Origin of the sequence: Undibacterium sp. Ji83W, assembly GCF_049340385.1 — a bacterium.
In the GTDB taxonomy this organism is placed as follows: Bacteria; Pseudomonadota; Gammaproteobacteria; order Burkholderiales; family Burkholderiaceae_D; genus Undibacterium.
Window position 1 is genome coordinate 50433 of sequence record NZ_JBMPOZ010000023.1, and the last position, 24358, is coordinate 74790.

General features: G+C 50.0%; 18 protein-coding genes. 5 read left to right on the plus strand and 13 right to left on the minus strand.

The features are described 5' to 3' along the window. Nucleotides 1-2 precede the first annotated feature (2 nt). The 4 genes from ACO0LD_RS26695 to ACO0LD_RS26710 all read right to left on the minus strand — a co-directional run bounded on the left by ACO0LD_RS26695 (nucleotide 3) and on the right by ACO0LD_RS26710 (nucleotide 5902). Nucleotides 3-335, minus strand: coding sequence for a hypothetical protein (locus ACO0LD_RS26695; protein WP_423011670.1), 333 nt, complete (start codon nucleotides 333-335; stop codon nucleotides 3-5). A 687-nt stretch (nucleotides 336-1022) separates the two neighbouring features. After that, a complete protein-coding gene (locus tag ACO0LD_RS26700) occupies nucleotides 1023-4202 on the minus strand; it encodes an AAA domain-containing protein (RefSeq protein WP_423011672.1) in 3180 nt (1059 codons plus the stop codon). A 357-nt stretch (nucleotides 4203-4559) separates the two neighbouring features. After that, on the minus strand, nucleotides 4560-5066 hold the full coding sequence (locus tag ACO0LD_RS26705) for a cyclic-phosphate processing receiver domain-containing protein (RefSeq protein ID WP_423011674.1): 507 nt from the start codon (nucleotides 5064-5066) through the stop codon (nucleotides 4560-4562). 50 nt (nucleotides 5067-5116) lie between these two features. Beyond that, nucleotides 5117-5902: a metallophosphoesterase gene (locus tag ACO0LD_RS26710; RefSeq protein WP_423011676.1), complete on the minus strand. Its 786-nt coding sequence runs from the start codon at nucleotides 5900-5902 to the stop codon at nucleotides 5117-5119. A gap of 113 nt (nucleotides 5903-6015) precedes the next feature. Here ACO0LD_RS26710 and ACO0LD_RS26715 point away from each other — a divergent pair, with 113 nt between their 5' ends. Continuing rightward, nucleotides 6016-6489: a hypothetical protein gene (locus tag ACO0LD_RS26715; RefSeq protein WP_423011678.1), complete on the plus strand. Its 474-nt coding sequence runs from the start codon at nucleotides 6016-6018 to the stop codon at nucleotides 6487-6489. Nucleotides 6490-6507: 18 nt separating this feature from the next. Here the strand turns inward: ACO0LD_RS26715 and ACO0LD_RS26720 are convergent, their stop codons facing one another. Together ACO0LD_RS26720 and ACO0LD_RS26725 are read right to left on the minus strand one after the other, a co-directional pair. Next, a complete protein-coding gene (locus ACO0LD_RS26720) occupies nucleotides 6508-7014 on the minus strand; it encodes a hypothetical protein (RefSeq protein WP_423011680.1) in 507 nt (168 codons plus the stop codon). Nucleotides 7015-7176: 162 nt separating this feature from the next. Next, nucleotides 7177-7935, minus strand: coding sequence for a hypothetical protein (locus ACO0LD_RS26725; RefSeq protein ID WP_423011682.1), 759 nt, complete (start codon nucleotides 7933-7935; stop codon nucleotides 7177-7179). Between the two features lie 73 nt (nucleotides 7936-8008). Here ACO0LD_RS26725 and ACO0LD_RS26730 point away from each other — a divergent pair, with 73 nt between their 5' ends. Both ACO0LD_RS26730 and ACO0LD_RS26735 read left to right on the plus strand, forming a co-directional pair. After that, entirely contained in the window at nucleotides 8009-8251 is a 243-nt protein-coding gene (locus ACO0LD_RS26730) for a helix-turn-helix domain-containing protein (RefSeq protein ID WP_423011684.1), read from the plus strand. A 272-nt stretch (nucleotides 8252-8523) separates the two neighbouring features. After that, nucleotides 8524-8826, plus strand: coding sequence for a hypothetical protein (locus ACO0LD_RS26735; protein ID WP_423011686.1), 303 nt, complete (start codon nucleotides 8524-8526; stop codon nucleotides 8824-8826). 681 nt (nucleotides 8827-9507) lie between these two features. Here ACO0LD_RS26735 and ACO0LD_RS26740 read toward each other — a convergent pair. From ACO0LD_RS26740 to ACO0LD_RS26760, 5 genes are all read right to left on the minus strand, one after another. After that, nucleotides 9508-11412, minus strand: a complete 1905-nt coding sequence (locus ACO0LD_RS26740; RefSeq protein WP_423011688.1) for an AI-2E family transporter — start codon at nucleotides 11410-11412, stop codon at nucleotides 9508-9510. 76 nt (nucleotides 11413-11488) lie between these two features. Further along, nucleotides 11489-12853: a TolC family outer membrane protein gene (locus ACO0LD_RS26745; protein ID WP_423011690.1), complete on the minus strand. Its 1365-nt coding sequence runs from the start codon at nucleotides 12851-12853 to the stop codon at nucleotides 11489-11491. Between the two features lie 27 nt (nucleotides 12854-12880). Then, nucleotides 12881-15934 carry an efflux RND transporter permease subunit gene (locus ACO0LD_RS26750; protein WP_423011692.1) on the minus strand — a complete coding sequence of 1018 codons (3054 nt, stop codon included), beginning with the start codon at nucleotides 15932-15934 and terminating at the stop codon, nucleotides 12881-12883. Beyond that, the gene (locus tag ACO0LD_RS26755; protein WP_423011694.1) at nucleotides 15931-17007 is read right to left on the minus strand and encodes an efflux RND transporter periplasmic adaptor subunit; all 1077 of its coding nucleotides are present in this window, start codon (nucleotides 17005-17007) and stop codon (nucleotides 15931-15933) included. The genes ACO0LD_RS26750 and ACO0LD_RS26755 overlap by 4 nt, the downstream gene beginning before the upstream one ends. Nucleotides 17008-17425: 418 nt before the next feature. Then, a complete protein-coding gene (locus tag ACO0LD_RS26760) occupies nucleotides 17426-18094 on the minus strand; it encodes a TetR family transcriptional regulator (protein ID WP_423011696.1) in 669 nt (222 codons plus the stop codon). A 383-nt stretch (nucleotides 18095-18477) separates the two neighbouring features. On the opposite strand from ACO0LD_RS26760, the gene ACO0LD_RS26765 reads away from it, so the two are divergent. Then, nucleotides 18478-19185, plus strand: a complete 708-nt coding sequence (locus ACO0LD_RS26765) for a TetR/AcrR family transcriptional regulator (RefSeq protein ID WP_423011698.1) — start codon at nucleotides 18478-18480, stop codon at nucleotides 19183-19185. 225 nt (nucleotides 19186-19410) lie between these two features. Here ACO0LD_RS26765 and ACO0LD_RS26770 read toward each other — a convergent pair whose 3' ends face one another. Further along, entirely contained in the window at nucleotides 19411-21099 is a 1689-nt protein-coding gene (locus ACO0LD_RS26770) for a methyl-accepting chemotaxis protein (protein ID WP_423011700.1), read from the minus strand. A gap of 69 nt (nucleotides 21100-21168) precedes the next feature. Further along, nucleotides 21169-22716 (minus strand): putative bifunctional diguanylate cyclase/phosphodiesterase, encoded by a 1548-nt coding sequence (locus tag ACO0LD_RS26775; RefSeq protein WP_423011702.1) that lies wholly within the window; start codon nucleotides 22714-22716, stop codon nucleotides 21169-21171. A gap of 478 nt (nucleotides 22717-23194) precedes the next feature. Here ACO0LD_RS26775 and ACO0LD_RS26780 point away from each other — a divergent pair, with 478 nt between their 5' ends. After that, a complete protein-coding gene (locus ACO0LD_RS26780) occupies nucleotides 23195-24346 on the plus strand; it encodes a VOC family protein (protein WP_423011704.1) in 1152 nt (383 codons plus the stop codon). Nucleotides 24347-24358 lie beyond the last annotated feature (12 nt).

Consider the following 24358-nt stretch of genomic DNA (forward strand, 5'->3'; position numbering starts at 1 on the left):
GGTCACATACGCCTTGGTTCGATCCGAACGCGTACTTGCCCATCTCTCTTTTCTTTAACGGTGGCAAAATATTCAGTATGCTGTTCGATACATTCACGCAGACGCTGGACTTTCGGTGAAGCCAATCCTCCAGCAATCTGCCCTTTGTACAAGACGACAACGACACTCCGATCATTAAGCTGATTGATGGCAACTTCTAAGATATCGCCAACATTAATTTGCTCAATAACGTTTTCTTTGGGGGAACTAAGTTGAGTGTCTATAAATAGCTTTTCACATGCATCTTGAGGGATTTCAGGGCCGCCCCCACCGCCTCCGCCACCAGTTCCAGACATAATTATTCCCTTCCAATAGCAAGATCATTAAAGTTAGAGCATCCATTATTTCTTGTCATACCGCGAGCAAGATTAACCTGGGTCAATTTGCATGCAAATTCACTTTAAGTAACTCCCGTTACTTATTTTGAACGTTACGGTAGTTTTGTGTAATTTGCATGATTCTCTTTCAGAATAAATTAAAAATTAGATAATTTTTTGTATTTAACATTCGTTGATTATTGATTAATTAAAAATCTTAATTAAGTTGGTAAAATGTATCATTTTTACAACAATAAAAAGCTGGAGTAATTTTTTATGAAAATATAAATGTGGTGAGCACACTGACTGGTTGGAACACATAATCGCGTTTCGCTTTTACAATCAGGTCGGCATATATTCCGCACGCCTTGCTAGCGGTATGGCAGTACCCTGAGTAGGGATAGATGCAAGATTTTTTCGAAAAAGAGTATTCCTGTTATGTGTGAGGAATGCAGAATCGTTCGATTGTTAAAGGAAAATCCGTCAAGCATGGAAAGGAAATTAACGCCCTTGGTGATGGCTTGGTTTGCATGAAAAAAAATTTAAAAATTCCCGAATCGCTTGCGAATCGATCGGGGGTTGTTGCAAAATCGCAATATGCTGGACAGCAGATCTATATTCTAGTGTAACCAGACTCCGGCGAACTTCCCAGTTAAATTGAAGACCTCAGTTTAGGGCTCTAGCCAATGCGGCACCAAATGTTGTAGCACACCAAGCTCTCTTATTGCCGATGACATACAGGCGTCGCTTTGCCCGAGTAATCGCCACATTAATAATATTGGGCTTGGTAGCAGCCCAACTTCTGGCACCGGCTGTTTTCCCACCTAGAACGAAAACCACGGATTCGCATTCTTTGCCTTGAAATGTATGTACGGTACCTACATGCGAATTAAGCCAGTTAGTCAGCGTTTCGTCATTAATGCCGCTCGCCCATTCATTAACCCTATCTTTCAGCAAGGTGCTGATACCCTCAGCAACGGATTTAAAGGGGGAAATAATATACAGCTCAGGCAGGCCGGAAACTTGTTCGACTAAACCTTGTCGAGCGAATTGCTCAACAATATTAAAAGCATAGTTTGCTTCAGTTGCACTGTAGTGCTCATCAAAATCATCTGCAACGATATCGATCCATCGTGACGGGCCTATTAGCGGACGTTCGGCAGTTCGCTCAATTTCTTCCTCCGGGCGTGGTCCAAACACCATTTTATTGTTGTAGGCGATTTCATTTGCGACTGAGAACATAGGATCGACGCATCGGCGATGAACGCGTAAAGGAGAACCTATCCAAAGTTCTGAGCCATCATATTGCGTAACTATTGCGCCATATCGATTCTGACGATCTGCCAGGTGCTGTGCTGAGTATCTTGTCAGCAAGTGTTCTTCGGGGGCCTGGTGATAGGTAAGTATTTCATAGTCTAACTTCGTATCCATTTTAATGACTGGCTCCACCTGCAAGGGGTCACCGACAATCAAGACACGTTTGGAACGCCAAATAGCTCCCAATGCATTCGATGGCACGGCTTGACCGGCTTCATCAACTAACAATAAGCCGATCTGCCCTTCTTGGAGATTACAAAAACACCGTGATATCGAGGCAAACGTGCTGGATACAACAGGCACAACAAGAAAAAAAGCGGCCCATAGATGAGGAGCCATCGTTGGTAAATGATTTTGGATATAGGTTTCTTGCCCAAGCATGGCTAATGCCAAGCGGAAATTGGTTTCAAAAGGTTTCCCAGCATTTTTTATGAATGCTTTATGCAAATGCATGGCAGTCAAAAACACTTCTGCTCGCGCAGCATGGTAAGCTGGATTGCTCCGAATCAAGGTCTTTTGCTGATCCTCAACAGCTATTTCTCGAAATTTCTCAGGATAAAACGCAGCGACACCCAGTGCAGAACGCAATGTATTAAGTTTGTTTTCAAGCAACGCGATTTCTTTTTCATGTGCGATGCGTGCGGCATGCGTCACTTGTAAATCGGCTTGCGTTTTAGTTGCATGGTTCGAGGCTTGAGCGATCGAGCGTTTCGATTCAGAGCGTTGTGATCTTAGTGTCGCGTACTCTTCTTCCAGTTCAGCACGGCGCAGATTGACTTGTGCGTATTGCGTCGAGTTAAACAGGCGAGCAATTAGCAAACGCCACCAAGGCCAATCCATCGCATACTGCTTGCGCTCTTCAAGATTGTCTTCAACTTGACTTTCTATAGCTTGAAGTTCCCTAGTGTGTTGTTGAACAGTGCTTTGAGCATGGCTATTTTGGAGTTCTGACTGCACCTCTGCTACCTGCAACGCTGCAAGCTTCTCCTGCGCTTCACGCGATAAAGCAAGCGATTTATCGAATTCCTCCATGAGCAACTGCATGTCAGTAACACGCTTAACGGCTTGTTTAAAGCGAGTTCTGGCATGGCTCCAGTCTAAATTACCAACATCTATACTCTCCAACGATTCTGCTATCCCACATTCGCTGAATTTTCCCAATTTATCGATAACCCGATTGCGGTTTTTTTTGTTGCCGAGTGCAGCAGAAATAAGACCCCAACACTTGATTGTTTCAACGCTTTCGTCACTATCATCCTCTGCATTGCTATCTATAGTCTCATCTAGAGGGCTCGAAGAGTCCTGCTTGGGTGGAGCTGATTTTTTCTTATCGGGATTGATCAAAGCTGTTGCAGCCTGCACGAAATAATCAAACGGTTCCCCATCAAACTTCAAGAATTCTGAGGAGACCTTGGTCAGATTTGGCAACTCGCGAGTAATATTTTCAACAGCTTTATTGTTTGCGCTGGCAACGACAATACCAAAATCGAGTAGTTTCTCATCAAAAAAAAAGCATGGCCCATTTACTGATGTGCCCGATTTATTTGGGGGATAAGTGATGAGATTGGGGTTTTTTGAAAAAGCCTTTTCTGGGTTGTCAAATTTTGCAAGCAGCCTTGCTCGCTCAACGATGCGTGCGGCGATCACATCCATCAATAAGGTGGTCTTCCCAGTTCCTGGCGGGCCATTAACTGAAAACATTCCGCCATCTTTCAAAGTATTTAAGGCGGTATTGACAGCGACCTGCTGCATGAGAAACAGTGGAAATTGGCTGGGCCATCGTCCGACTGGGAAGCTTCGGGAAGCAAGCAATGAATTGATAGTATCGAGTGATGTCACATCCACTCTTTTACCAATCTTTTGTTCTCCTTCAAGGTAACGCTGTACCTGAATCGATCCAGGGCCGCTTTGAGCGGCGTTTCGAATACGCTCTATATCTTCCAAGTAGAAAGAATTGATAGGATCCATTTCTGGTGGTGGCTGAATTGGTTTCCCTTTGCTATTGATGATAGGAACGCGATGTACATATATCTGCTCCTTTGCCATTAGCTCACGCGGCTGCCAATCCAGTTCAGAAATTAAGAAATCCGTAACCTGAATGAACCACTCAGCATTAGCGAATAATGTGTCAGACTCGGAAAATATTGTTTTGATCTTGTCTTTCAAGGACTCCAGGATTGTTGCGCAACCTAAGATCTTTTGATGTTTTCTTTCTGCGAATGCTACGGCGAATGCTGCAAGCTGCAAGGTGGAGACAATTGGTATGCCTTTGGCTGATATCTCGATTGAGCATAGGAAGGTTTTACCTGTCTTGGGTCTCGTATGATTACCTCCAATATCTTCCTCTGGGGACGTGCGAAACAATTCGAATAACTCGGTTTCCAATATTTTTTTCTGCACCAGGCCGAAGTACACAAAGTATTTGTGATCATCTACTACTGGGCTATCTGTTTGACTCCATGGGAAAGAATTCTCATATCGCAGTGTGTAAGTGCGCCGCCTACCAGGTTTCGGTAGATCGGGATACATCAGGGCTTCTACGTCGAACCAGTAGCGAAGTGTGTTTGTATATGATGCAGGCATGCAGACTCTCTAAAATATTTCAAATATTGTAACATTTGCGGGATATTTGAAGTCGATATAGGCGGAATCGTGTGATTCGGTTTTTATCAAATCAGAGATTGAAGAAAATGCTAACGATAGGAAAAAACCAGAGTAAGGAATACCTGTAGCGCTATGGTCCACGCTCAGTTCGGACGCGATCTACGCTAGCTAAGATAAAGGCACAGTCATCCCACCACGACAAATCCATTTCAGAACGATGCTCATAGAAATGGCAAGTAAAGGTTCAAACCATTTCGTTCGTCACGAGGGGCGCACGTGTTTTCAATCGAAAGGCTTATTGTTGACTAGCCTGTTAATCGCCTCAATCCCGGCTTCCATCTTTTCTCGAGCAGAGGAATTGGCCGAATGCACGCTCATCTTGGGTGGCTTGAAGCCATGCAATGCGACAGTTTCCTCTATCCACAGCACCACATCATAGCCAGTACCACGTTGATCATCACCCAGGTCATGGTCCAAGCTAATTTCGACAACCGCATTAGTTTTCAGCAGGTCAATGGCTTCGTTCGGCCAGTATACGCGTACCCAGCCTTCCGGCGTGGCACGTTCATCGTCCAGAAACACTCGTAGCGCAAGAGAAACTGGATTGGGTGAAGTCATGGCAGTGTGAACCAAATTGTCGTGCGCCATTAAGCGCTCATAGTCCTTACTGCCAAATTCGCGTCCGACAGGTGTGACATTCGCCCAGAAAGAATCTTCTTTTCCCAATGCGGGATCAGGAGGCTGTTTGAGGTAATCATCAATAAGCTGTTTCTGCGTTTTATTAGTCATGGCAAAACTTCCTATGCTCGCTATCAAATGTCGAAATCGTGTTTTTAGAACTATGTTGGAAGTTCAATAATGAGGTTTGGGTCGAATTGACCATTCTCAGGCCTACCTGCGCGGGTTTTGTATCCGCATGGATTGCATACAACACGGCATTCTCCAATTTGATAATCAAATGACTCATGCATATGCCCATGGATCCAAACATCGGCCTGAGAGGCGATCTCATCTAAATTGGAGGCATAGGCCGCAGACACCATTTCATTGGCATAGCGCTTCGAGACGGATTTCATGGAGGGTGCCATGTGAGTTACGACCACCGTTTTCCCGGTGAAGGGCTCGGCCAATTTTTGCTTAAGCCAAGATTTATGCTGTGAATGAAACTTTGCTGTGTCTGCTGATCTGAGTTTGCGATAGCTGGCGCTGGCCAAACGTATGCGCTTGTAATCAACCATCACTGCTTCTGCCTCGCGCATAGCAAATTGCCGATCACCATCTCCAAATAACCGAAAATCCGTCCACAGGGTTGCACCGAGGAATCTGACATTTCCAAGAACGAATTCACTGCAGTTCAAGAAATGTACATTACCTGCCGCTGCGCAGGCAGTCTGAATATCTTCCTGCACGTGTTCCAGATGTTTGCCATAGGATTCATGGTTGCCGTGCACATACAGCACAGGAATACCCGCAAACGTCCGTGCAGCCCATTCCACTGCTTTCGCACCGGTATCAATATCTCCGGCCAGGACCACCACATCCGGTCGACTGATGGTAGGATCAATGATGGGCGCTGCGTCACGCCACAACTCATGATGAAGATCTGATAAAGGCAAAATACGCATGGTCACTTTCAATAATTAAATTCCTCTTTGTATAACGGATGGAAATAAGTTCACCTTTAAGTGCTGAACTCGGATGTTTGAAAATAAATTTCGCTTCTGTTCATTAACTACTTATGAAACGCATATTCATCGACACAGAATTCACGGACTTCCTCGACCTGCACCTCATTAGCATAGGGCTGGTGAGTGATGCAGGCGAGGAATTCTATGCCGAGGTTCCATACCCTGATGCAAGCTGCAGCGCCTTCGTGCGTGAAGCGGTCATCCCGCTGCTAGGTAGGATACCTGGCGCAGCAATGACAAGAGATAGTTTATGCCAGCAGCTTCTCGTTTGGCTGACTGCCATTCGCCCAGATAGCGAGAATATAGAGATTTGCTACGACTACCAGACGGACTGGGATCTGTTTATTGATGCCCTTGATTATCAAGTTCCGGCCTGGTGTTGTCCGCGTCTAGTTGCTAGCGATATCAATGAAGTTCTGAAGTATGAATTTTATAAGAAGCATGGCCTACCTCAACATCATGCTATCTATGATGCCAGGGCAAATCTGGCAGCTTTTCAAGATACCATCAACGATCCTCAATAATGTGCTTAAGATGTCTTTTTATTTTCTATCTGGCAGCTTTTTACCCGCCAACAGCAGATTGATACGATGGCTCCAGTCGTCCGCAGCGGCATTGCTACCCACTTTCATGGTCACCGAGGTGGACTCCAAGTCATTCAGATAAAACTTGAAACGATAGTTGCTGCCTTTGACCTGGTGGACACCTCCCTGATTTTTGATGTCGTTGGTCCACAAAATGTCCCAGTTACTGATCTCAGAGAAATCCACCACCCACACGCAGTGGCCGTTATATTTCATGAACAGCACCTTCCTGGCCTCTGGGTCAAACATGGTGCAATCTTCTTCACGCGTAAACCCCAGTGATTTACCCACCTGGAAAGTCGTACCGAATTCCTGATTGACCGATGCCAGAGTAGAGACTAGCCGTGCTTTTTCTTGTTTGCCTATATATCTGATCCAAACAATGAAACCGCCGATGATCAAAATAGCGACCAGCTTCTCTGTCCACTTCTCCATCCCACCAAAGAGCAGAATGAGAGCGGTCACGATACAAACCAAGAGATAGGCCGTACCAAAAAGAGTAGCCAGCGTGTGCGAAGAAGCAGACGTCGATATATCGTAAGGGGTGGGTCGTTTCATAAAAAAGGGTAATTGGTGAATACCGAGGCCAGAAATTCAGTTGCGCCTGCGTGAAGTAATTGGCATGCGCTATTGCCTGGCCACCTCTGCCTGGGTTGGCACATTCACGAGCCAGAAGCGATAGTCCTGGGCTTCATTCCAGTTATATCCCAGTGTCATCATGATGCTACCGATGTAGTAGTTACCATTGGGGTTGAAGAACAGGTCGTAACCTGGTTTATTCGGAAACAGATGCTGTGGCGGCAGTGGGCCACGAGTACGCTGCGCGCCGGTGTGCTGCGCACCGCTGACGACGCCAAAGCTCTTCCACATCAGGCCAACATCCTTGAACGGCGTGTTCCGCACAATGTCGTCACCACAGACATTGAGATTGTCGTAATTGACAGAGTGTTTTGCATCGCTCCAAACCGTAATCGACACGTTCACGCAGTCATTGGCTGAATAACGACCAGGCACGCCACCGGGTGGCATACCGTAAAACCACTTGGGTAACTTATTGACGTTGACGGCAACCCTGGGCCAGTCGGCAGAACCACTTGTTCCAAAAATGTCTTTGGCAGGCAGGTTGCTGAGACGCAAGCGTCCATCTGGCGCGAGAGCACCAGTTTTGTTATTTCCACTCTGGACGGGGGCGACGATGGCATTGCCAACCGTATTGATGGATGCGTTCAGTCTCTCACCAAATGTCGGGCCAGAAGCTTGGACAGTCTGCCCATCTTTGCCCTCTTGTTGTGACGTTGGCGCTGTAACACATCCTGTGAGTACAAAGATGCTAGGAGAGAAAAAGGCAAGTGCAAGCCTTAGCCTATAGTGGCTGCTGAATTTCATTGCCTTATCCTTTTTGTCAATATGAGGAAGATTACCCGTGGTTTGATTGCCATCATATCGTGAAAATTGGCTTATGCCAATTACTTCACCACATGCCCAAGATAAAGTGCTGATCGCCTTCGGCGCAGCCGTGCGGCAAATCCGAAAAGAAAATGGCATTTCTCAGGAGGAACTGGCGTTGAAATGCGATATTGACCGCTCGTATATGGGATCAATCGAGCGTGGTCAGCAAAATTCTGGGCTTCTTCATATTTCCAGAATTGCTCAAGCTCTACATATTTCAATAGCTGAATTAATGACTACGGCTAAGCTGTAAGAATTGGAAAAGGCAATATCTGTGCGCACTCGACTTGGGTTGGTGCAATCGAATTTCCACTTCGCACCGCCATCTTAAAATAATTACAATAAATCAGTTCGTAGTTGCAGAGCTCACGAAGATGAGCCTAGCAAAGAACATCTGGGTAATTTTCTGAATATATGCACTTTGTATTTTGAAAATTATTTTACCTATTAAACAATGAATTGTTTGATGTATAAATGTTATTGTATAAAATAAATATTTACCTGAATTATTAATGGATTTTGCGTATGCGGCGTGGAAATGAACGTTTCGGCGTGCCAAAAGAAAATCTGCGGGCAGCAAAAAAATGGGCCGAAAAGCAAAACATTCAAGCTTTTCAATGCTATGTACCCACCCGCACAGAGGTTGCAAACTTAAGTCGCCAGAAAATAACTAAAATTCTTGTGAATTGGATGTGCCATAGCCCAGTCGAAATCATCCCGAGCAGAAGCCAGATCATTGAGGTAAGGGACATCCTGCTCTCTCATGAGGATGTCGATACGCTCAGCAATGTAATAACGATGTGCAATTACTATATTGCAAACGATTAAATTTCCGTTGCGCCTCAAAGTATAAAAAAAGCAGCCCAGAGGCTGCTTACAAACGGAATCGACGTCGAGGAGATGTACGCTTCAACTACAGCAGTCAGGTATTACAAATCAATGACTTCTTATCGTATTTGTTGCGTAGCAAAAACAAGCGTCGGTTTTCAGACACTTCATTTCAAAAGTCACACCGAATAAGAAAATTTTTACTATGCATTCTTAAATAGTCATCAACAATAAATTTTTTTGGACATTTTGCACTAAGTGTAATAACTAACGTGTAGCACTTATGTATTAGAAATAATGGCGTTTTTGAACGCATGAGATATGGCCGTTCGATTATCGTACGATCACTTTTTCGACAATACCGTCGCATTTGCAAAGATGTTGTTGCGAAATTAAATTAAAGGTGTAAGAAAGTTTTAGCAAATAAGAGAACAAGTCAAAGAAGGAAATGCTTCGAGTGTCGTAGCAAGTTGAGTAAATCCTGCTATGCGATCAAAACATATTTCAAATGTTATATACAATTAAACAGTCGCTAGCCCAAGTGCTAATTTAACATTTGCCTTGTCCAGCAAATTTTAGAGTGATCTGTCACAGTGACCAGCGTAACAACTTTGATCAAATTCCATTATTTCGTGCTGATCTTACTGAGGAAGTGGTGTCCAAGGCAAGTGAAGCATGGCATCAAGCACTGCCTTCTTTGACATCCGCGCCCAGGTTCGCAACACAAGCTTGCACCGTTTCCTCGTAGGAATGCAAAGTTAAATGGGCGCTGGGAATTGCTTGAGGAGTCTGGCTGAATTCCTCGAAGGGATTGTTCAGGCATACGGCGAGCGTTATTGCATGAGGCATGCGTTGACGGTTTTTCAAAACAGATGCTTCAAGGAGATTTTGCTCATTTTGAGGGTCGATGGAAACAAAGCAAACCATGGCAACAAGTTCGGGTGTGCTCTCGCCTGGTGGTGGGGCTTCCAGGTCTTCCAGGGAAAGATGCCTGCCATCCAGGTTTTGAGCACGGAGAACTCTGACCAGAATTTCTGCCGCGAATTCGTTTGCTACTGAACCAAGACCGATAGTCAGTATGATGGAGCCTGCGGGCACATTCAAAGGCCCTTGCCATTGACCGAAATCGCGCTCTCGTTTTGACCGCAAATGTCGCGCTGCGTTAACGCCTTCCAGCAAGGTGACACTCGAATTTCTCTTCCACCATTTTTTATTTTCTTCTATAGATATCAATAGAGAAGTGACTGCATTCGTGACTCTTGATTCCTCTTCTCTGGTGATGGCGCTCTTCATGAAATCCATTTGTGCCAGGTATAAAGCAGGCGTTAGCACCACGTCGCAATAACTGCTGAATGATTTTCGTTTGAGAAAGCGTTTTGCACTTCCCGTGATTTCCTGTGCGTCGCCCGCCAGTGCTCGTTGATAAAAATTCTCTGGCATGGTCAGGGCCGGGATTTCACCGAGCAGGATTTCCAGGAATTTGAGCGCATCAACATAATGTCCAGCTACAAGCAGGCAAAGCGTCAGCGGCGTTGAAAGGATGAGACCGACAGGCCCCCATATCCAACTCCAGAAAATGGCGGATATCACTACCGAGAGTGGCGATAACCCAGTCGCATGGCCATAAAGCCGGGGTTCCACAAGCTGCGAAATGACCAATTCGACGCAAGCAAACCAGGCAAAGCTCAAGATTGCCAGTGTCCAGTCCGGTGAAATCGCGGCTGCCAGCAGCGTGGCACAAGCGGCCGCGATCCATGCACCTACGTAGGGAACGAATCGTAGCGATGCCGTGAGTATCCCCCATAGCAGGGCTTGTGGAACACCGATGATGGCGAGTCCCAGGCAAATTAGCGTGCCAACCAAAAAATTCAGGGCGAGTTGAGACACAAAAAACCGGGACAGGCGATTACCGGCGTCGTTGACTGCCACTGTAGTCGCTCGCAGGTTATTCTTACCAATCAACCTGATGAAGCGGTCGCGCAGATCTTCACGTTCCAGCAATACAAATACCAGGACAACAAACACGATACCCGCAGTCTCAATTGGTCCCCAGACCGAGGCAGCGATACGCGTGAGAATTTGCAAGGGCGAAGACGCCGGTTCACGCAGCTCCACGGGAACTGGTTTACTTACATCTGCAGGCCCTGGCAAATCCTCTGTCCTGGTTGACAAGTGATTCGTCTTTTGACGGCTTGAGAGTTGATTAAACACACGATCTGAATGCTTGGTAATATCACCAAGCTTGCCCAGAGTAAGTTGATCCAGCACCACCAGTTTATGATGGATCGTGCTTTCATACTGTGGGAGGCTTGACCCCATTTGTATCAGTTGGGAGGTAATTAGCGAGCCGGTTGCGAGCATTACCAATGTGAGTACAAGAACGCTGGTCGCAACGGATCCTGTCTTCCCCATTCCAAATCGCGTTAGCCTGCGCACCATTGGTGCCACCAAAAAACTAAGCAGGATGGCCAGCGCAATGGGGATGAGCATCTCCCTGCCAAAGTAAAGTAGTGCCAATACCAGTGCCGCACCGATAATCTTGCTTAGTTGACTGGTGCTCTCTTGAGATCTTGCCTGGGTGCTCATGTACTGCTCCAATTTGAGGATAGTGTGTGGCTACGATATCTGTAGCTGTGTAGCCACCCACGTCGCTATTTCAAGATCAAGATACAAGCCAGGCACCCAGCGCGCGCAAACTGTCCTCGGTCAACTCGCCGGCTGCAGCGGCCAGACGCAGGCGTCCCAGGAGATAATCGGCGCGGGCCTGGACCAGGTCCAGTTCCGCCGTAAATGACCTCTGCTGCGCATCCAGAACGTCCAACTGAGTACGTGTGCCAACATCGCGGCCAAGTACGGTCGCCTCGAGGGCGCTACGTGCCGATACCAAGGCCTGCTCCAGGGCAGCGATACGGGAAACTCCGGTCGTCACGGCAAGGAATCCATCTTGCACTTTGATGCGCACATCTCGTCGCGCAGCATCCAGCTGGTGCTCGGCCTGATAGCGTTTGGCGACGGATTCACGCTGGCGTGAATCAAGTCCACCACCTGCATACAAAGGTATATTGAATTGCAGACCCACGATGCTTGTCCTTTCTCCATTGGGTGCGACCAAAGGTGACAGACCGCCACTCTGTGCTTTCGCACCATAGCTGGCCACAAGATCCACAGTTGGGCGTCCGGCCAGACGGTACTTGTCAATTTCAGCTTTGGCGATATCCCGTTCCGAACGGCGGCTCTTTACAAGGCTGCTCTGATTCTCCGCTTTGGTCTGCCAGGTGAGCAGGTTCTCCGGCTCTGGCCGCACAGGTGGGGATGAAGTCAGCCTGGAGAGTTGATCCGGTTGCGCACCAATAGTCTCGCGAAACTGGGTCTGCCTCAGTTCCAGCGCGGACTGTACCGAGAGCGCGCGTGCATTGACGCCGTCTAGCCTGGCCTGCGCTTCCTGCACGTCGGTGATCTTGCCTTGGCCTATGTCAAAACGCGCTTTGGCGCGATCTCGCTGATGGCGGAATGCGTCCTGTTCGGCCTGCACAACGCGGAGCGCCTCTTCCGCCACTAACACGCCGAAATAGTTTTCGGCCACACGCAGAACGAGATCTTGTCGCGACGCATCGAACTGAAATTGTGACAGCGCAGTTTGCTCCCGCAGTTGCTGCCGGTTCGCCCGGGCAGCCATGTCGTACAGTGGCTGTACCAGTTGCACCGTCATCTGACGCGCTGTCCCCGTGCTATCTGTTGGAACCAAGGTCGAAACGGCTGACGGAGCATCGGACGTGAGGTGATCATGGATGCGGCTGAGGTTTGCCTGGAGGTTGATGCGCGGACGTAACAGGGCATCACCCTGCACGGCCTTCTCGCGCCCCGCAGTCAGCGCCTCACTGTCGGCCAGGCTGGCCGGATCGTATTGCAAAGCCTGGCGATAAGCTGTAACCAGGTCGATGGCATTAGCGTGTGGGACGTTCAGGCCAAACAGCAAGCAGATTGCAGCCTGCGTCGCCCGCATGGAAATATGGGTAATCTTTTTCATGGAAATATCTCTTTCTTTAACTTGTCATCAGACTGCCATTGGGCGCTGCGCCCGATAGCAGAGCGCATACAGCGCTGGCAGGAAAACCAGGGTCAGCAGGGTTGCCACCGTCAGGCCACCCATAATCGCCCAGGCCATAGGACCCCAGAACACTGATTCGGTCAGCGGCACCATCGCCAGGATTGCAGCCAGCGCGGTCAGCAGGATGGGGCGCAAGCGACGCACTGCAGATTCAACGATAGCTGTCCATAACGGCATGCCGTTTGCAACCTCTTCATCGATCTGCACGACCAGGATCACTGAGTTACGGATGATCATCCCGGCAAGAGCAATCACTCCCAGCATCGCAACAAAGCCGAACGGGATTTGGAAGGCAGCCATAATGGCACTTACACCTATCAGACCCAAAGGTGCAGTGAGCAGCACCAGTGCCATCTTTTTCATGTCTTGCAGCTGTATCATCAGCAGTATCAGCACCACGATAATAGTCGCGGGCATGACGGCGGCCACTGAAAGCTGTGCCTTTGCGCTGGATTCAGCGGCACCACCAACATCTATGCCGTAGCCCATTGGCAATTCCTTGGCCAATGCCTCTATCTTTGGTTGCAATGCACTTGTTACGTCGGGTGCTTGCGCGCCCGAAATGTCTGCCCGCACCGTCAGTGTGGGGATACGGTTGCGACGCCACAGCTCGCTGTCTTCGCTGTCGAGTGTGAGCCTGGCCACTTGCGAGACCGGTACAAATTTGCCATCGCGCAGATATATCTTCGCATCCTTGAGATTGTTGAGGTCAGTGCGCTCCGCATCGATAAGGCGGGCTACTACGTCAATGTTTTGGTCATCTTCACGGAATTGAGTAATTGGAGTACCAGACAACGAAGCTTCAAGTGCAGCCTTGATCTGATAAGAACTAATGCCCAGTGCACGTGCCTTGTCCTGGTCTACATCAACCCGCATGCGCTTGACACTTTCACCCCAGTCCTTGTTGACGTTACGGACAAAAGCATTGGTGCGTACAATTGCAGCCACACGCTCGCCTATCGCACGAACCTTTGCGTTGTCAGTGCCATACACACGGAATTGAACGGGGTAGCCAACTGGAGGTCCATTTTCCAGGCGATTGACACGACCCCTGACATTTGGCAGGCGGCTTTCAAAAATTCCCTGTATCTTTGCCACGGCACGCTCTCGGGCCTCACCACCTTTGGTCATCACCATCATTTCGCCCAAGTTGATATTTGGCGTCTGCGCATCCAGCGGCAAATAGAAACGGGGGGCACCATTGCCGACGAAGCTGGTTACCGCAACAATGTCTGCGTCATCCTTCAAGAGCTTTTCCAGTTCGCGCACTTCGCTCTGGCTGGCTTCAAAGGTAGCAGCCTTGGGCATCCACAGATCCACCATCAATTCAGGGCGATCAGAGGCGGGGAAGAACTGTTGCGGCACTGCTTTGAACAGCACAAGCGAAGCGGCAAAAACTGCCAGTGTGATACCGATCACCCAGTGACGTCGCACCAGGCAAAAATTCACAAACCAACGAAACTTCGCATAGAAACCGCGTTGATAAATAGCATTCTCATCATGTGATGCATGTGCATTTTCCTTCAACAGCTTATAACCAATATATGGTGTGAAAATTACAGCGACGATCCACGACAGCAGGAGTGAGATACCCACTACCTGGAACAGCGAATACACATACTCGCCTGTACCAGATTTGGCAAATCCCACCGGCAGGAAGCCGGCTGCCGTGATCAGCGTGCCCGTCAGCATAGGGAAAGCTGTAGCAGTGTACGCATAAGTAGCAGCGCGGAATTTGTCCCAACCTTGCTCAAGCTTCAAGGCCATCATTTCTACCGCGATGATAGCGTCATCGACCAGTAATCCCAGGGCGATAATCAGCGCACCCAGGGAGATGCGTTGCAAATCTATGCCAAGCAAATACATAGCCAGGAACGTCAATGCCAGCACCAGCGGGATACAAAGCGCCACTACCAGGCCAGTACGCAAACCTAATGAGAAGAAGCTCACAGCAAGTACAATCAATACTGCCTCGGTCAGGCTCTTCTTGAATTCATGGACCGAATGCTCAACGACATGTGGCTGATCGCTGACAGCATGTATTTGCACGCCTACAGGAAGGTTAGATTTAATTCTGTGAACAGTTTCGTCCAGTTTGGCACCGAGATGAATGACGTCGCCACCCTTGCGCATGCTCACTGCCAGCCCGATCGCGTCATTGCCGTTGAAACGCATCCTTGATACGGCAGGTTCGACAAATCCGCGTCGCACTTCGGCGATATCACCCAGCCTGAAGGTGCGTTGACCAGCACGAATACCAATCGCACGTATGCCTTCAACGGAGTCGAATTCGCCACTGACGGTCAGGCGCACCTGCTCAGCCGAGGTCTGCACTGTACCTGCGGCGGCTACAGCGTTCGCCTGCGCCAGAGTGGATGCAATCAGCGCTGGATCGAGGCCAAGTGAAGCTAATTTTGCGTTGGAAATCTCTACATAAATTTTCTCGTCCTGTTTGCCAAGCAGATCAACCTTGTTGACATCATCCACGCGCAGAATCTCGCTACGCGCATCGTCGGCAATCTTGCGCAGGTCGGCGTAGCTGAAGCCATCACCCGTAATCGCATACAAGTTGCCAAAGGTGTCGCCAAACTCGTCATTGAAAAGTGGCCCTTGCACGCCCTGTGGCAGGGTGGCTCGTATATCATTCACCTTCTTGCGCACCTGATACCAGACATCCGGTACGGCACGCGGCGGTACATCTTCCCGCAGGTTGATTTTTATCTGTGTCTCGCCCGGCTTGACATAGGTTGACATATAGTCGATTTCTGCCACTCCCTGCAGCGCACGTTCCAGCTTGTCGGTCACCTGATCAGCCATTTGTTGCGCGGAGCTACCTGGCCAATAGGTCTGCACCACCATGGTCTTGATCGTAAAATCCGGGTCTTCCTTCTGACCCAGGCGGCTATAGGCCAGCGCACCCGCTACTGATAAAAGCAACAGCAGAAAAGCGATCATCTGCTGATGCTTCAGTGCCCATTCTGAGAGATTAATACGGCTCATTTGCTCTCTCCCGAAGCGACGACGGGTGCCTGATCGACCAGTTTGACTTGCTGGTCAGCATGCAGCTGGTGCACACCGGCAGTCACGACAATTTCTCCGCCAGTCAGCCCGCTGGCTATCAGCACGCTGTCTTTCTGTGCTGCACCCAATTGAATATTGCGGGCAGCAACACGTTTCGTTTTCGGATCGACTATCCAAACCTGACGTTGGACCTCGTGGTAGACAATGGCCGTCAGCGGCAAGCGGATTGCACTGCTACCTTCGATATCAGGAGCAAATACCGACGCGGTCATACCCAGTCGCAGCAAGGCAGGATCGGGCTGCTCGATAGCGATGCGGGCCGAGTAAGTACGCGTCACGCTGTCGGTAGCCGGAGCCAGTTCACGTAAGCTGCCATTCCAGACCTTGCCTGGGTAAGCCCAGACAGACACTTGCAGTGACTTGGCTTTGCGAAGTTCATCCACACGTGACTCAGGGATACTGATCGTCACTTCGCGCTCGCCATCGGCATCCATAGTCACGACTGGCTGGCCCGCTGCAACTACCGACCCAGCTTCTGCATTGATGGCGCTCACGACACCATCGCGATCTGCCACCAGGGTTGTGAAACCCCGCAAATTAGCGTTCATTTGCTGGCGGGCTTGCGCCGAACGCAGTTGCGCCTCGGCCTGGTCCAGTGCCAAACGCTGGTTATCAAGTTCCGCCTGCGATGCAAAGTTTTTTGCCAGCAATTGCTGGGCACGTTGCACATCAATTTTCGACTGCGCGACGCGGCTGCGTGCGGCATCGACATCGGCACCGGCGGCATTCACCATCAGCATTTCCTGTGATGGATCAAGTTGCAGCAGTGGCTGGCCACGCTTGACGTGACTACCAACTTCAACCAGGCGCGCAACAATCTTGCCTCCGGTACGAAAGCCAAGCTGGCTTTCGTACCGGGAACGAATTTCACCTGAATAGTTGGCACCCACCGAACCTGTGGTCCGGCCTGCAATGAGCGTCCGCACTGGGCGCACATCTTCATGCTCCGGTGGCTGAGAGGGGGCGCAGCCTGCAAGGATATGCGCCGCCATGATTGTAAGTATTGCTGATCGATTGTATTTAAACATTTTCCGTCCTCCTGTCGGGTACTGCGTATCGGCGAATGCCGACGACATCCTCATGGCATATGCGTAAGCCATTGCGGTTCTCCACAATGGCTTGATCAAGGCAGATCATCATTCGCCTGAACCTGTGATTACAGGTCTGTTGCCATCTTAGGTGGGAGTAATATACATCATAACGACATATTTGTCATGTTGACGATTAATTTAATTTGAAATTATTTTCAATGACCAAGACAATCTGGATCAACGTCACCGGAAGAAAACAATTGTGGTCGTGGACTCGCTAATCCAGTGATATGAATTGGCAAAAAGAAGGCGCAGAGCCAGGAGGAAATATGGAAATTGCAGATAGAGAAAACGACGAATTCAGGAACTATGTCAGCATCTATTTTGCAAATTGCAAGATAGATGTAGCAGGCAGGACTAGTTCTGGCAGAGGCAGTTCCACAATTTTTCCAGCCTTGAGTTCCTCCACGCCCAGCCCTTGCAGCATGGCCTTTACGATCGCTTCTGGATAGCCGGCGTCCAACACATCCCTGGCCAGTGAATAGGCCGCACTGAACATGACGCCCACTACAAGGTCGATGGCAGCCCTCTGCCTGACGCGTTGGAACTGGTCCACCATGACACCAAGTGCAACATCACGTGTCAGAAAGCGAATCCCAAGCAAACTACTGTTCGCTGCTGGGGCTGGCAAGCGGTATATATAGGAGGCAAATTGAGGAAACCTGATCACTGCATGCAGCAACAAACGCGCTCCACATGAAATCCGTTCAATTGGCTCAGGACAGCACTGTACGATAGGATCAATGGCGGCAAGCAGTTCATTATTTATTTCAACGGCAAGTGCGACCAGCAGTTCATCATAGGTTTTAAAATAGTTGTAAAAGGAACCGCGCGCCACCCCTGCCTGCTCAATAACATCTCCAATCAGGGCTTGCGATCCTTTCTTTGAGAGGACGTGCAATGCGCTTTGCAGCAGTTTTGTCCGGGTCTTCTCGCGACGTTCAGCAGCCACACGACTGCGATGATCTGGCGTTCCTTCAGTTCTCATATTCTGTCCCGGCAGTCACAACCAGCGATTGGCTATGCATTGCCGGATGACGCCCATCGTTTACTGCAAATGTATTAAATCAATCTTTGATATGACATTATAGTCAAATTGACGTTAATGTCAATATTGAGAGGGAGGTACTTGAAAGAATACTTTGCCGTCAATTAGGCAGATCGGCATTGGGTAAGCACTGATAGTGCTGGCGATTTGAGTAACGCAATCTGCTTGGCATCCTACCTGCAGAGGTGCTCAACATAACTGATCATTGATTACGGTCTTGGATAAAGATCATCTATTTGATTTAGCAATACCGTCATTTTGACGTTGATGTCAATTCAGGTTTTAACGTATAATAAAAAATTATATTTCAAGCATCTGAATGTATGAAATCCGAACAGCCAGAAAATCATAGAACACGAGTCGGTGCGGAACGGCGAGAAAAAGCACGTGCACGCCTGCTCGAAAGCGCATTGCTGGTCTTTGCTAACAAGGGGCCAGAGTCAGCTGTCATCGATGAAGTCATCGCATTGGCTGGCATGTCACGCGGTTCGTTCTACAACTATTTCCGTACGAACGAAGAGTTACTGGAAGCAGTAGCCGAGGAAATCAGCAACGAGTTGCTGAATGTGATTGATCCTGTTGTGCTCCAGTATGAGGATCCGGTTGTACGAATTACTTATGGCTGTCGGCTATTGTTACATGCGGTGCGCGAATACTCATTGCTAGGTGATTTTTTATCACGCCTGCATTGGCCTACTCTTGGCAAGTCGCTGCATGGGATTACTTTCCTTGCAAGAGACATAGAGATGTGTGTCGCTCAAGACAGGTTTTTGTGCACGAAGAGGGTTGCCTTCGATCTCATGGTCGGTGCCATGTTTGGTGCGGTCAATTCACTGGTGCAAGATAATTCACAGTCTGACTACCCCGAAGCAATGGTATTAACGGTACTCCGGGGGCTGGGCGTCGACAAAAGAGTCGCCACCCGTCTCGTTGCAGCCCCGCTGCCAACTATAGTATTTGACGACCAATCCATTTTGCAACGCACACTGGATCGCACCAGAATGCAGATTCAGATATCCGACAAGTCCTGAGTCAACCAGGGAGCATGATGGCTGCTCCCACAATGGTTTGCGCGTATGCGTTTAGTTGAAGAACGTTCGCCTGGCAAATCTACAAGGCATTTGGCAATACTTTGGCGTCGTGTTCAGGCGCAAGTTGGGTGGGATCAAACCCCACCACCCTCACCCGCGCCCTTACTCATCGACCTGACAATATACCGGGGCAATATGCTCCCCGTCACTGTTCATCTTTTAAGATCATCCTGTGCGTTGCCTGACGGACAGTACCCGGTTCGGTTGCGGTGCGCTGTGCAGCAAGCGTAGTTGTCCAGTGTGCTTGCGAGGGGAGCGCTGAGAGATACCAACCAACGGCGACTCGATCCGGTTTAACTTGAACAGGCTGATAGCCTGCTCCAGCCGTTCGGTTTGCTCGTGCAGACTGCCTGCCGCGTTGGCCGCCTGTTCAACCATTGCAGCATTCTGTTGCGTGTTTGTATCCATCTCAGCAACTGCCCGATTGACAAGGTCAATACCCGCGCTTTGTTCCCGGCTCGAATGTGCTATTTCCCCCATCAGCTCTGCCGTCTTCTGTACCGATGCGACGATTTCCTGCATGGTACCTCCTGCCTCGGCCACCAGTCGGTCGCCCTGTTCAAGGTGCTCTACCGTGTTCCCGATGAGTGCCCTGATTTCTTTTGCCGCTACTGCCGAACGTTGTGCAAGGTTACGCACTTCGCTCGCAACCACGGCAAAACCACGGCCTTGTTCACCTGCGCGTGCTGCTTCTACAGATGCATTCAGTGCCAACAGATTGGTCTGGAAGGCAATACCATCAATCAGGCTGATGATATCTTCGATCTTGCGACCCGCGGTTGTGATGTCGTCCATGGTCGTGCCGACCCGCGCAACCACTGCACCACCCTTGATTGCCACGACCGATGCATCTGCAATCAGGCGGCTCGCTCTTTCCGCATGCGCTGCGTTCTGTTTTACCGTCGCAGCCAATTCTTCCATGCTCGACGCAGTCTCTTCCAGGCTGGCGGCCTGCCCTTCCGTGCGTGAGGACAAATCTCGATTGCCTGACGCGATTTCTTCCGTCGACAAACTGATAGTGTCGATATTGCTGCGCACATCACCAACGATGGCGACCAGGTTCATGTGCATCTGCTGCATGGCCCGTAACAGTTGTCCAACGTCGTCATGTCGCCCGGTTGCTATGCGTACAGTCAGGTCACCACCTGCAATGGCGCGGGCGGCATGGATCGCCGCCTGTAGTGGCTTGGCGAAAGCTGTCTGCAGTATGGCCCAAAGCAGCATCAGCGACAGCACACCCGCGATGCCGGCGAATGCGAAAGCGCGACTTGCCCACCCATCAAGCAACATGGCACCAGCCAGGCCCATCCCGCCAGCCATGAGGCCGAGTACACTCAGGGCTGCCCGTACATGGTTACGCGCAGACATGCCGCGCCAGCGATCCATCAGTCCGGCCATGCCACCGCGAACAACTTGTCCCTGGCGTATGCTCAATCTCTCTGGATTGCCGCTACGGAAATTGCGATAGATACGCTCTGCCGCAACAACCTGGGATCGTGCAGGCTTGCTACGCACCGATATGTAACCAGTTGTCCTACCGTTTTCCAGTACTGGCGTTACATTTGCTTCGACCCAGTAATAGTCGCCATTCTTGCGTCGATTCTTTACAATGCCGACCCACGGCAAGCCTTGCCGCAGACAGACCCAAAGATCCGCGAATGCCTCAGATGGCATGTCCGGGTGCCGCACCAGGTTATGCGGCGCCCCCATCAGTTCATGCTCGTCAAAGCCGCTGACTTCGATGAAATAGGGATTGACGTAGGTGATTACTCCTTTGAGATCGGTCTTGGAGACTATAGGTTTGCCTTCTTCTATGAGATATTCATTGGCCGTCACCGGCAGTTTCTGTTTCATTACTTTACCTTTTCATGGGTTGGCGGCAACCTTCTTGGTCCCGCAGTTATCGAAGAGAGTCAAACCAGCTCAGTTTTCCAGGACATTTGATTTGACCGAGAGCGCGTGGTCGCCACGTTGCCAGGCGCGATACCAATTCTCAAATTCAGCAGCGGGCATAGGCTTGCCAATTGCGTAACCTTGGGCCACGTCGCAACCTAGTTGCCGCAGGATATCGAACACCGCTTGGCTCTCGACCCCTTCGGCCACGATGTGCACACCCTTCTTGTGTGCCACCGAAACGACGGCATCGACGATGTCTATGCTGCTGGTCTCGGTCAGCATGCGGCGGATGAAGCTCTGGTCAATCTTTAAAACCGATGCAGGCAAACGATCCAGGTAGTTCAGCGACGAATAGCCAGTGCCGAAATCGTCGATCGCAATGCGAACCCCAAGATCACTTAGTTGGCGCAGTTCGGCTGCTACCAGGTCGACGTCGCCTACCATGGCTCCTTCAGTCACTTCCAGTTCTAGCAAGTCACTGCTGGCACCGCAACGCGCCATGGCACGCTGGACTGTGCTGCAAAAACCAGGTTGCATCAGATTACGCGGTGAGACGTTGACCGCAATAGGAACCGGCATACCGGCGTCGCGCCAGGCCACCGCCTGCCATAAGGCGCGTTCAAGCACGAATTCCGTCAAGGCATGGATCAGTGTGCTTTGCTCGGCACGGGTGATAAATGCGGCCGGCGGCAGCGGCCCACGCTGCGGATGTTGCCAGCGTATCAGGGCTTCCACCCCAGTCACGGCGCCGGTGATCAGTGAGACCTTGGGCTGATAGTGCAGGTAAATTTCTTCGCGCTCCATGCCGCCTATCAGTTCACCGAGGATGGTGAGGTTGTCACGCGCCCTTGTGCGTATGCCACTGCGATAGAGGGAAATATCATGGCCGCTCTGGGAAGCCTGTAGCGAAGCTGCCTGGGCCTTGCGCAAATAACTCTCTGGTTCTTCAAGAAAACCAGGAATGGCGACATAGCCAATACGGGTATCAGCGTGGATAGGCTGAGCCAGATGCATCAGGGGCTGGCGGAATGCGGCGTTTAAACGCGCAAGCAATGGCAGCATCGCGTCCTCAGCGGTCTGGGACAGAAAACCTATCTGCTCACTCCCTATACGGAATACCGTCGCCCCTCGCGGCAGACAACCAGCAGCGCAAGCTGCCAGCTTTTGCATGCTGTCATCCATCACACCGTAACCAAAGGCCGAGCTCATTTCGTCAGAGTTATAGACGGTGACTACACCGAGAAGGTGACTGGCATCGCGCCGTCTGCTACGTGCCAGTTTTTCCAGCGCGGTAAGTAATGCACGGGCATTTGGCAGGCCAGTAGCTGGATCAAGACGCGTCTGCTGAAGAAAACGGGAAAGGTTTTCACGCATGGCATCACTGGCTAGTCCGCTGAGACAGCCAGTCAAGAGAAAAGCTGCTACCTGGCACAGCCAGCTCGACAGTTCGATTTCCACAGTACTCGGCGGATGAAACGGCAGGAAGGGGCAAATCGCGACCCCGCTGGCCAAGGCAAACAGTAAGCCGCCAGGAACACCATACACGAGGGCTGCCAGCAGAATGGGAATGAACATAGCGTGCGAGAGAATATGACCAACGCTACCAGTTGAGGAAGTGAGCCAGGCAATGCTGCCGCAGTACAGCAGCGCAGTAAAAGTCAGGCTAAGCCGTATAGCTCTATGGTAGGGCAACGAGCCCCTATACAACTGCAGCGTATTCATTGGCTACCCCGATTGCGGTAACCGACGTTATTCGAATTCATGTTTTCCATCCTTTCACATCACCAGTCGAATCCTTGCGGCAAATGACTCGCTTGGATATTTATAATGACTATAGTGTCAGTTTGACGAAAAGTCAAACATGAAAAAGAAAGTTTTGATTTTGAACAATGTGAGTTTGCTTCTCAAAAGATTGCTATGACAAGAGAAGGAAATTCAGCGTTTTAAATAGAACTGATCAATTAAAGAAATAAATTTAATTTGACATTAACGTCATTATGACGATAATGTCAAATAATAGATTAATTCACTTGGATAAAAATCAGGAGTCACCGTGGCATCCCCTAAAACACCACTAGCACCGCTATCACCTCAGTCAACATATGCAGAAAGCGCACTGCCAGCGCCCATACAAAAGCTGGAGCGGGTCACTGCACTTGTCCAGGCGCAGTCACTTGCCTTTCTGATGTTTGAAAAACCCGATCTGGAAGCGGTAGAAAACTTCCTGACAGATTTCGGGATGCACAGAGTTTCACTGAACAAAGACCAACTGGTCATGCGCGGCAGCGGCTGCGCACCATGCATTTATATTGCACGTCGTGGTCAGCATTCCCGCTATTTGGGTGCCTCGTTTACGGTCGCTAGCGAGCATGATCTTTTGCTATTGCAATCTCAAGCGGACGCCCGCAGATTACCGCCCGGTGCAATTCCCGGCGGCGGGGCGGGCGTGGAATTGGTCGATCCGGCCGGCAACCTCCTCTGGTTGATCAAAGGAGCGACACCTGTAGACCCAATTCCTGTGCGCTCACCCTTGTATCCACTTACGAATGGACCAGGAATTACTCGCCGGATCAACACGACTGTTCGCCCGCCGCTCGAACCTGCAGCAGTTAACAGACTTGGTCACCTTGTCTTGCAGACTATCGATTTTGCAGGAATGGCCCGCTGGTACATGCGTCACCTGGGCATCATCCCTACAGATGTTCAATACCTGGCAGATGGCTCACCGAACTTGTGTTTCTTCCGGCTCGATCTCGGTAGCACGCCAGCCGATCACCACACCCTGGTAATTGTCGGCGGTTTGGAAAACAAATACGAGCATAGCGCCTACGAGGTCGTTGACCTTGATGCGCTTGGCCAGGGTAGCAATATCCTGCGCACCAAAGGCCATCGTCATATGTGGGGAATAGGTCGTCACATTTTGGGTAGTCAGCTGTTCGATTACTGGTTCGACCCTGACGGTCTGGAATTCGAGCATTACACCGACGGTGACGTTTTCACCGCTGACCATGAAACTCACTACTCGCCGCTTGACCTCGCTGGCATCTGGGCCTGGGGCGATGACGTCCCGAAGTCCATGGGACCACAGCGTAATCTAAGCACATTGCTCAAAATTTTCAGCTTGTTATTCAAGGGCCAGCTATCAATGAGTCGCTTGAAGCTGTTGGGCCAAGCAATGTCGGCCCCGCCACGCCCCTGGCTTTAATGCCAGTGACTT

What these genes read in the sequence shown, in the direction of transcription:
- ACO0LD_RS26765 (WP_423011698.1), top strand. Translation starts at nt 18,478, where the DNA reads ATGAAATCCGAACAGCCAGAAAATCATAGAACACGAGTCGGTGCGGAA.
- ACO0LD_RS26705 (WP_423011674.1), bottom strand. Translation starts at nt 5,066, where the DNA reads ATGACTAATAAAACGCAGAAACAGCTTATTGATGATTACCTCAAACAG.
- ACO0LD_RS26775 (WP_423011702.1), bottom strand. Translation starts at nt 22,716, where the DNA reads ATGTTCATTCCCATTCTGCTGGCAGCCCTCGTGTATGGTGTTCCTGGC.
- ACO0LD_RS26740 (WP_423011688.1), bottom strand. Translation starts at nt 11,412, where the DNA reads ATGAGCACCCAGGCAAGATCTCAAGAGAGCACCAGTCAACTAAGCAAG.
- ACO0LD_RS26745 (WP_423011690.1), bottom strand. Translation starts at nt 12,853, where the DNA reads ATGAAAAAGATTACCCATATTTCCATGCGGGCGACGCAGGCTGCAATC.
- ACO0LD_RS26735 (WP_423011686.1), top strand. Translation starts at nt 8,524, where the DNA reads ATGCGGCGTGGAAATGAACGTTTCGGCGTGCCAAAAGAAAATCTGCGG.
- ACO0LD_RS26695 (WP_423011670.1), bottom strand. Translation starts at nt 335, where the DNA reads ATGTCTGGAACTGGTGGCGGAGGCGGTGGGGGCGGCCCTGAAATCCCT.
- ACO0LD_RS26710 (WP_423011676.1), bottom strand. Translation starts at nt 5,902, where the DNA reads ATGCGTATTTTGCCTTTATCAGATCTTCATCATGAGTTGTGGCGTGAC.
- ACO0LD_RS26760 (WP_423011696.1), bottom strand. Translation starts at nt 18,094, where the DNA reads ATGAGAACTGAAGGAACGCCAGATCATCGCAGTCGTGTGGCTGCTGAA.
- ACO0LD_RS26715 (WP_423011678.1), top strand. Translation starts at nt 6,016, where the DNA reads ATGAAACGCATATTCATCGACACAGAATTCACGGACTTCCTCGACCTG.
- ACO0LD_RS26725 (WP_423011682.1), bottom strand. Translation starts at nt 7,935, where the DNA reads ATGAAATTCAGCAGCCACTATAGGCTAAGGCTTGCACTTGCCTTTTTC.
- ACO0LD_RS26700 (WP_423011672.1), bottom strand. Translation starts at nt 4,202, where the DNA reads ATGTATCCCGATCTACCGAAACCTGGTAGGCGGCGCACTTACACACTG.
- ACO0LD_RS26770 (WP_423011700.1), bottom strand. Translation starts at nt 21,099, where the DNA reads ATGAAACAGAAACTGCCGGTGACGGCCAATGAATATCTCATAGAAGAA.
- ACO0LD_RS26730 (WP_423011684.1), top strand. Translation starts at nt 8,009, where the DNA reads ATGCCAATTACTTCACCACATGCCCAAGATAAAGTGCTGATCGCCTTC.
- ACO0LD_RS26755 (WP_423011694.1), bottom strand. Translation starts at nt 17,007, where the DNA reads ATGGCGGCGCATATCCTTGCAGGCTGCGCCCCCTCTCAGCCACCGGAG.
- ACO0LD_RS26750 (WP_423011692.1), bottom strand. Translation starts at nt 15,934, where the DNA reads ATGAGCCGTATTAATCTCTCAGAATGGGCACTGAAGCATCAGCAGATG.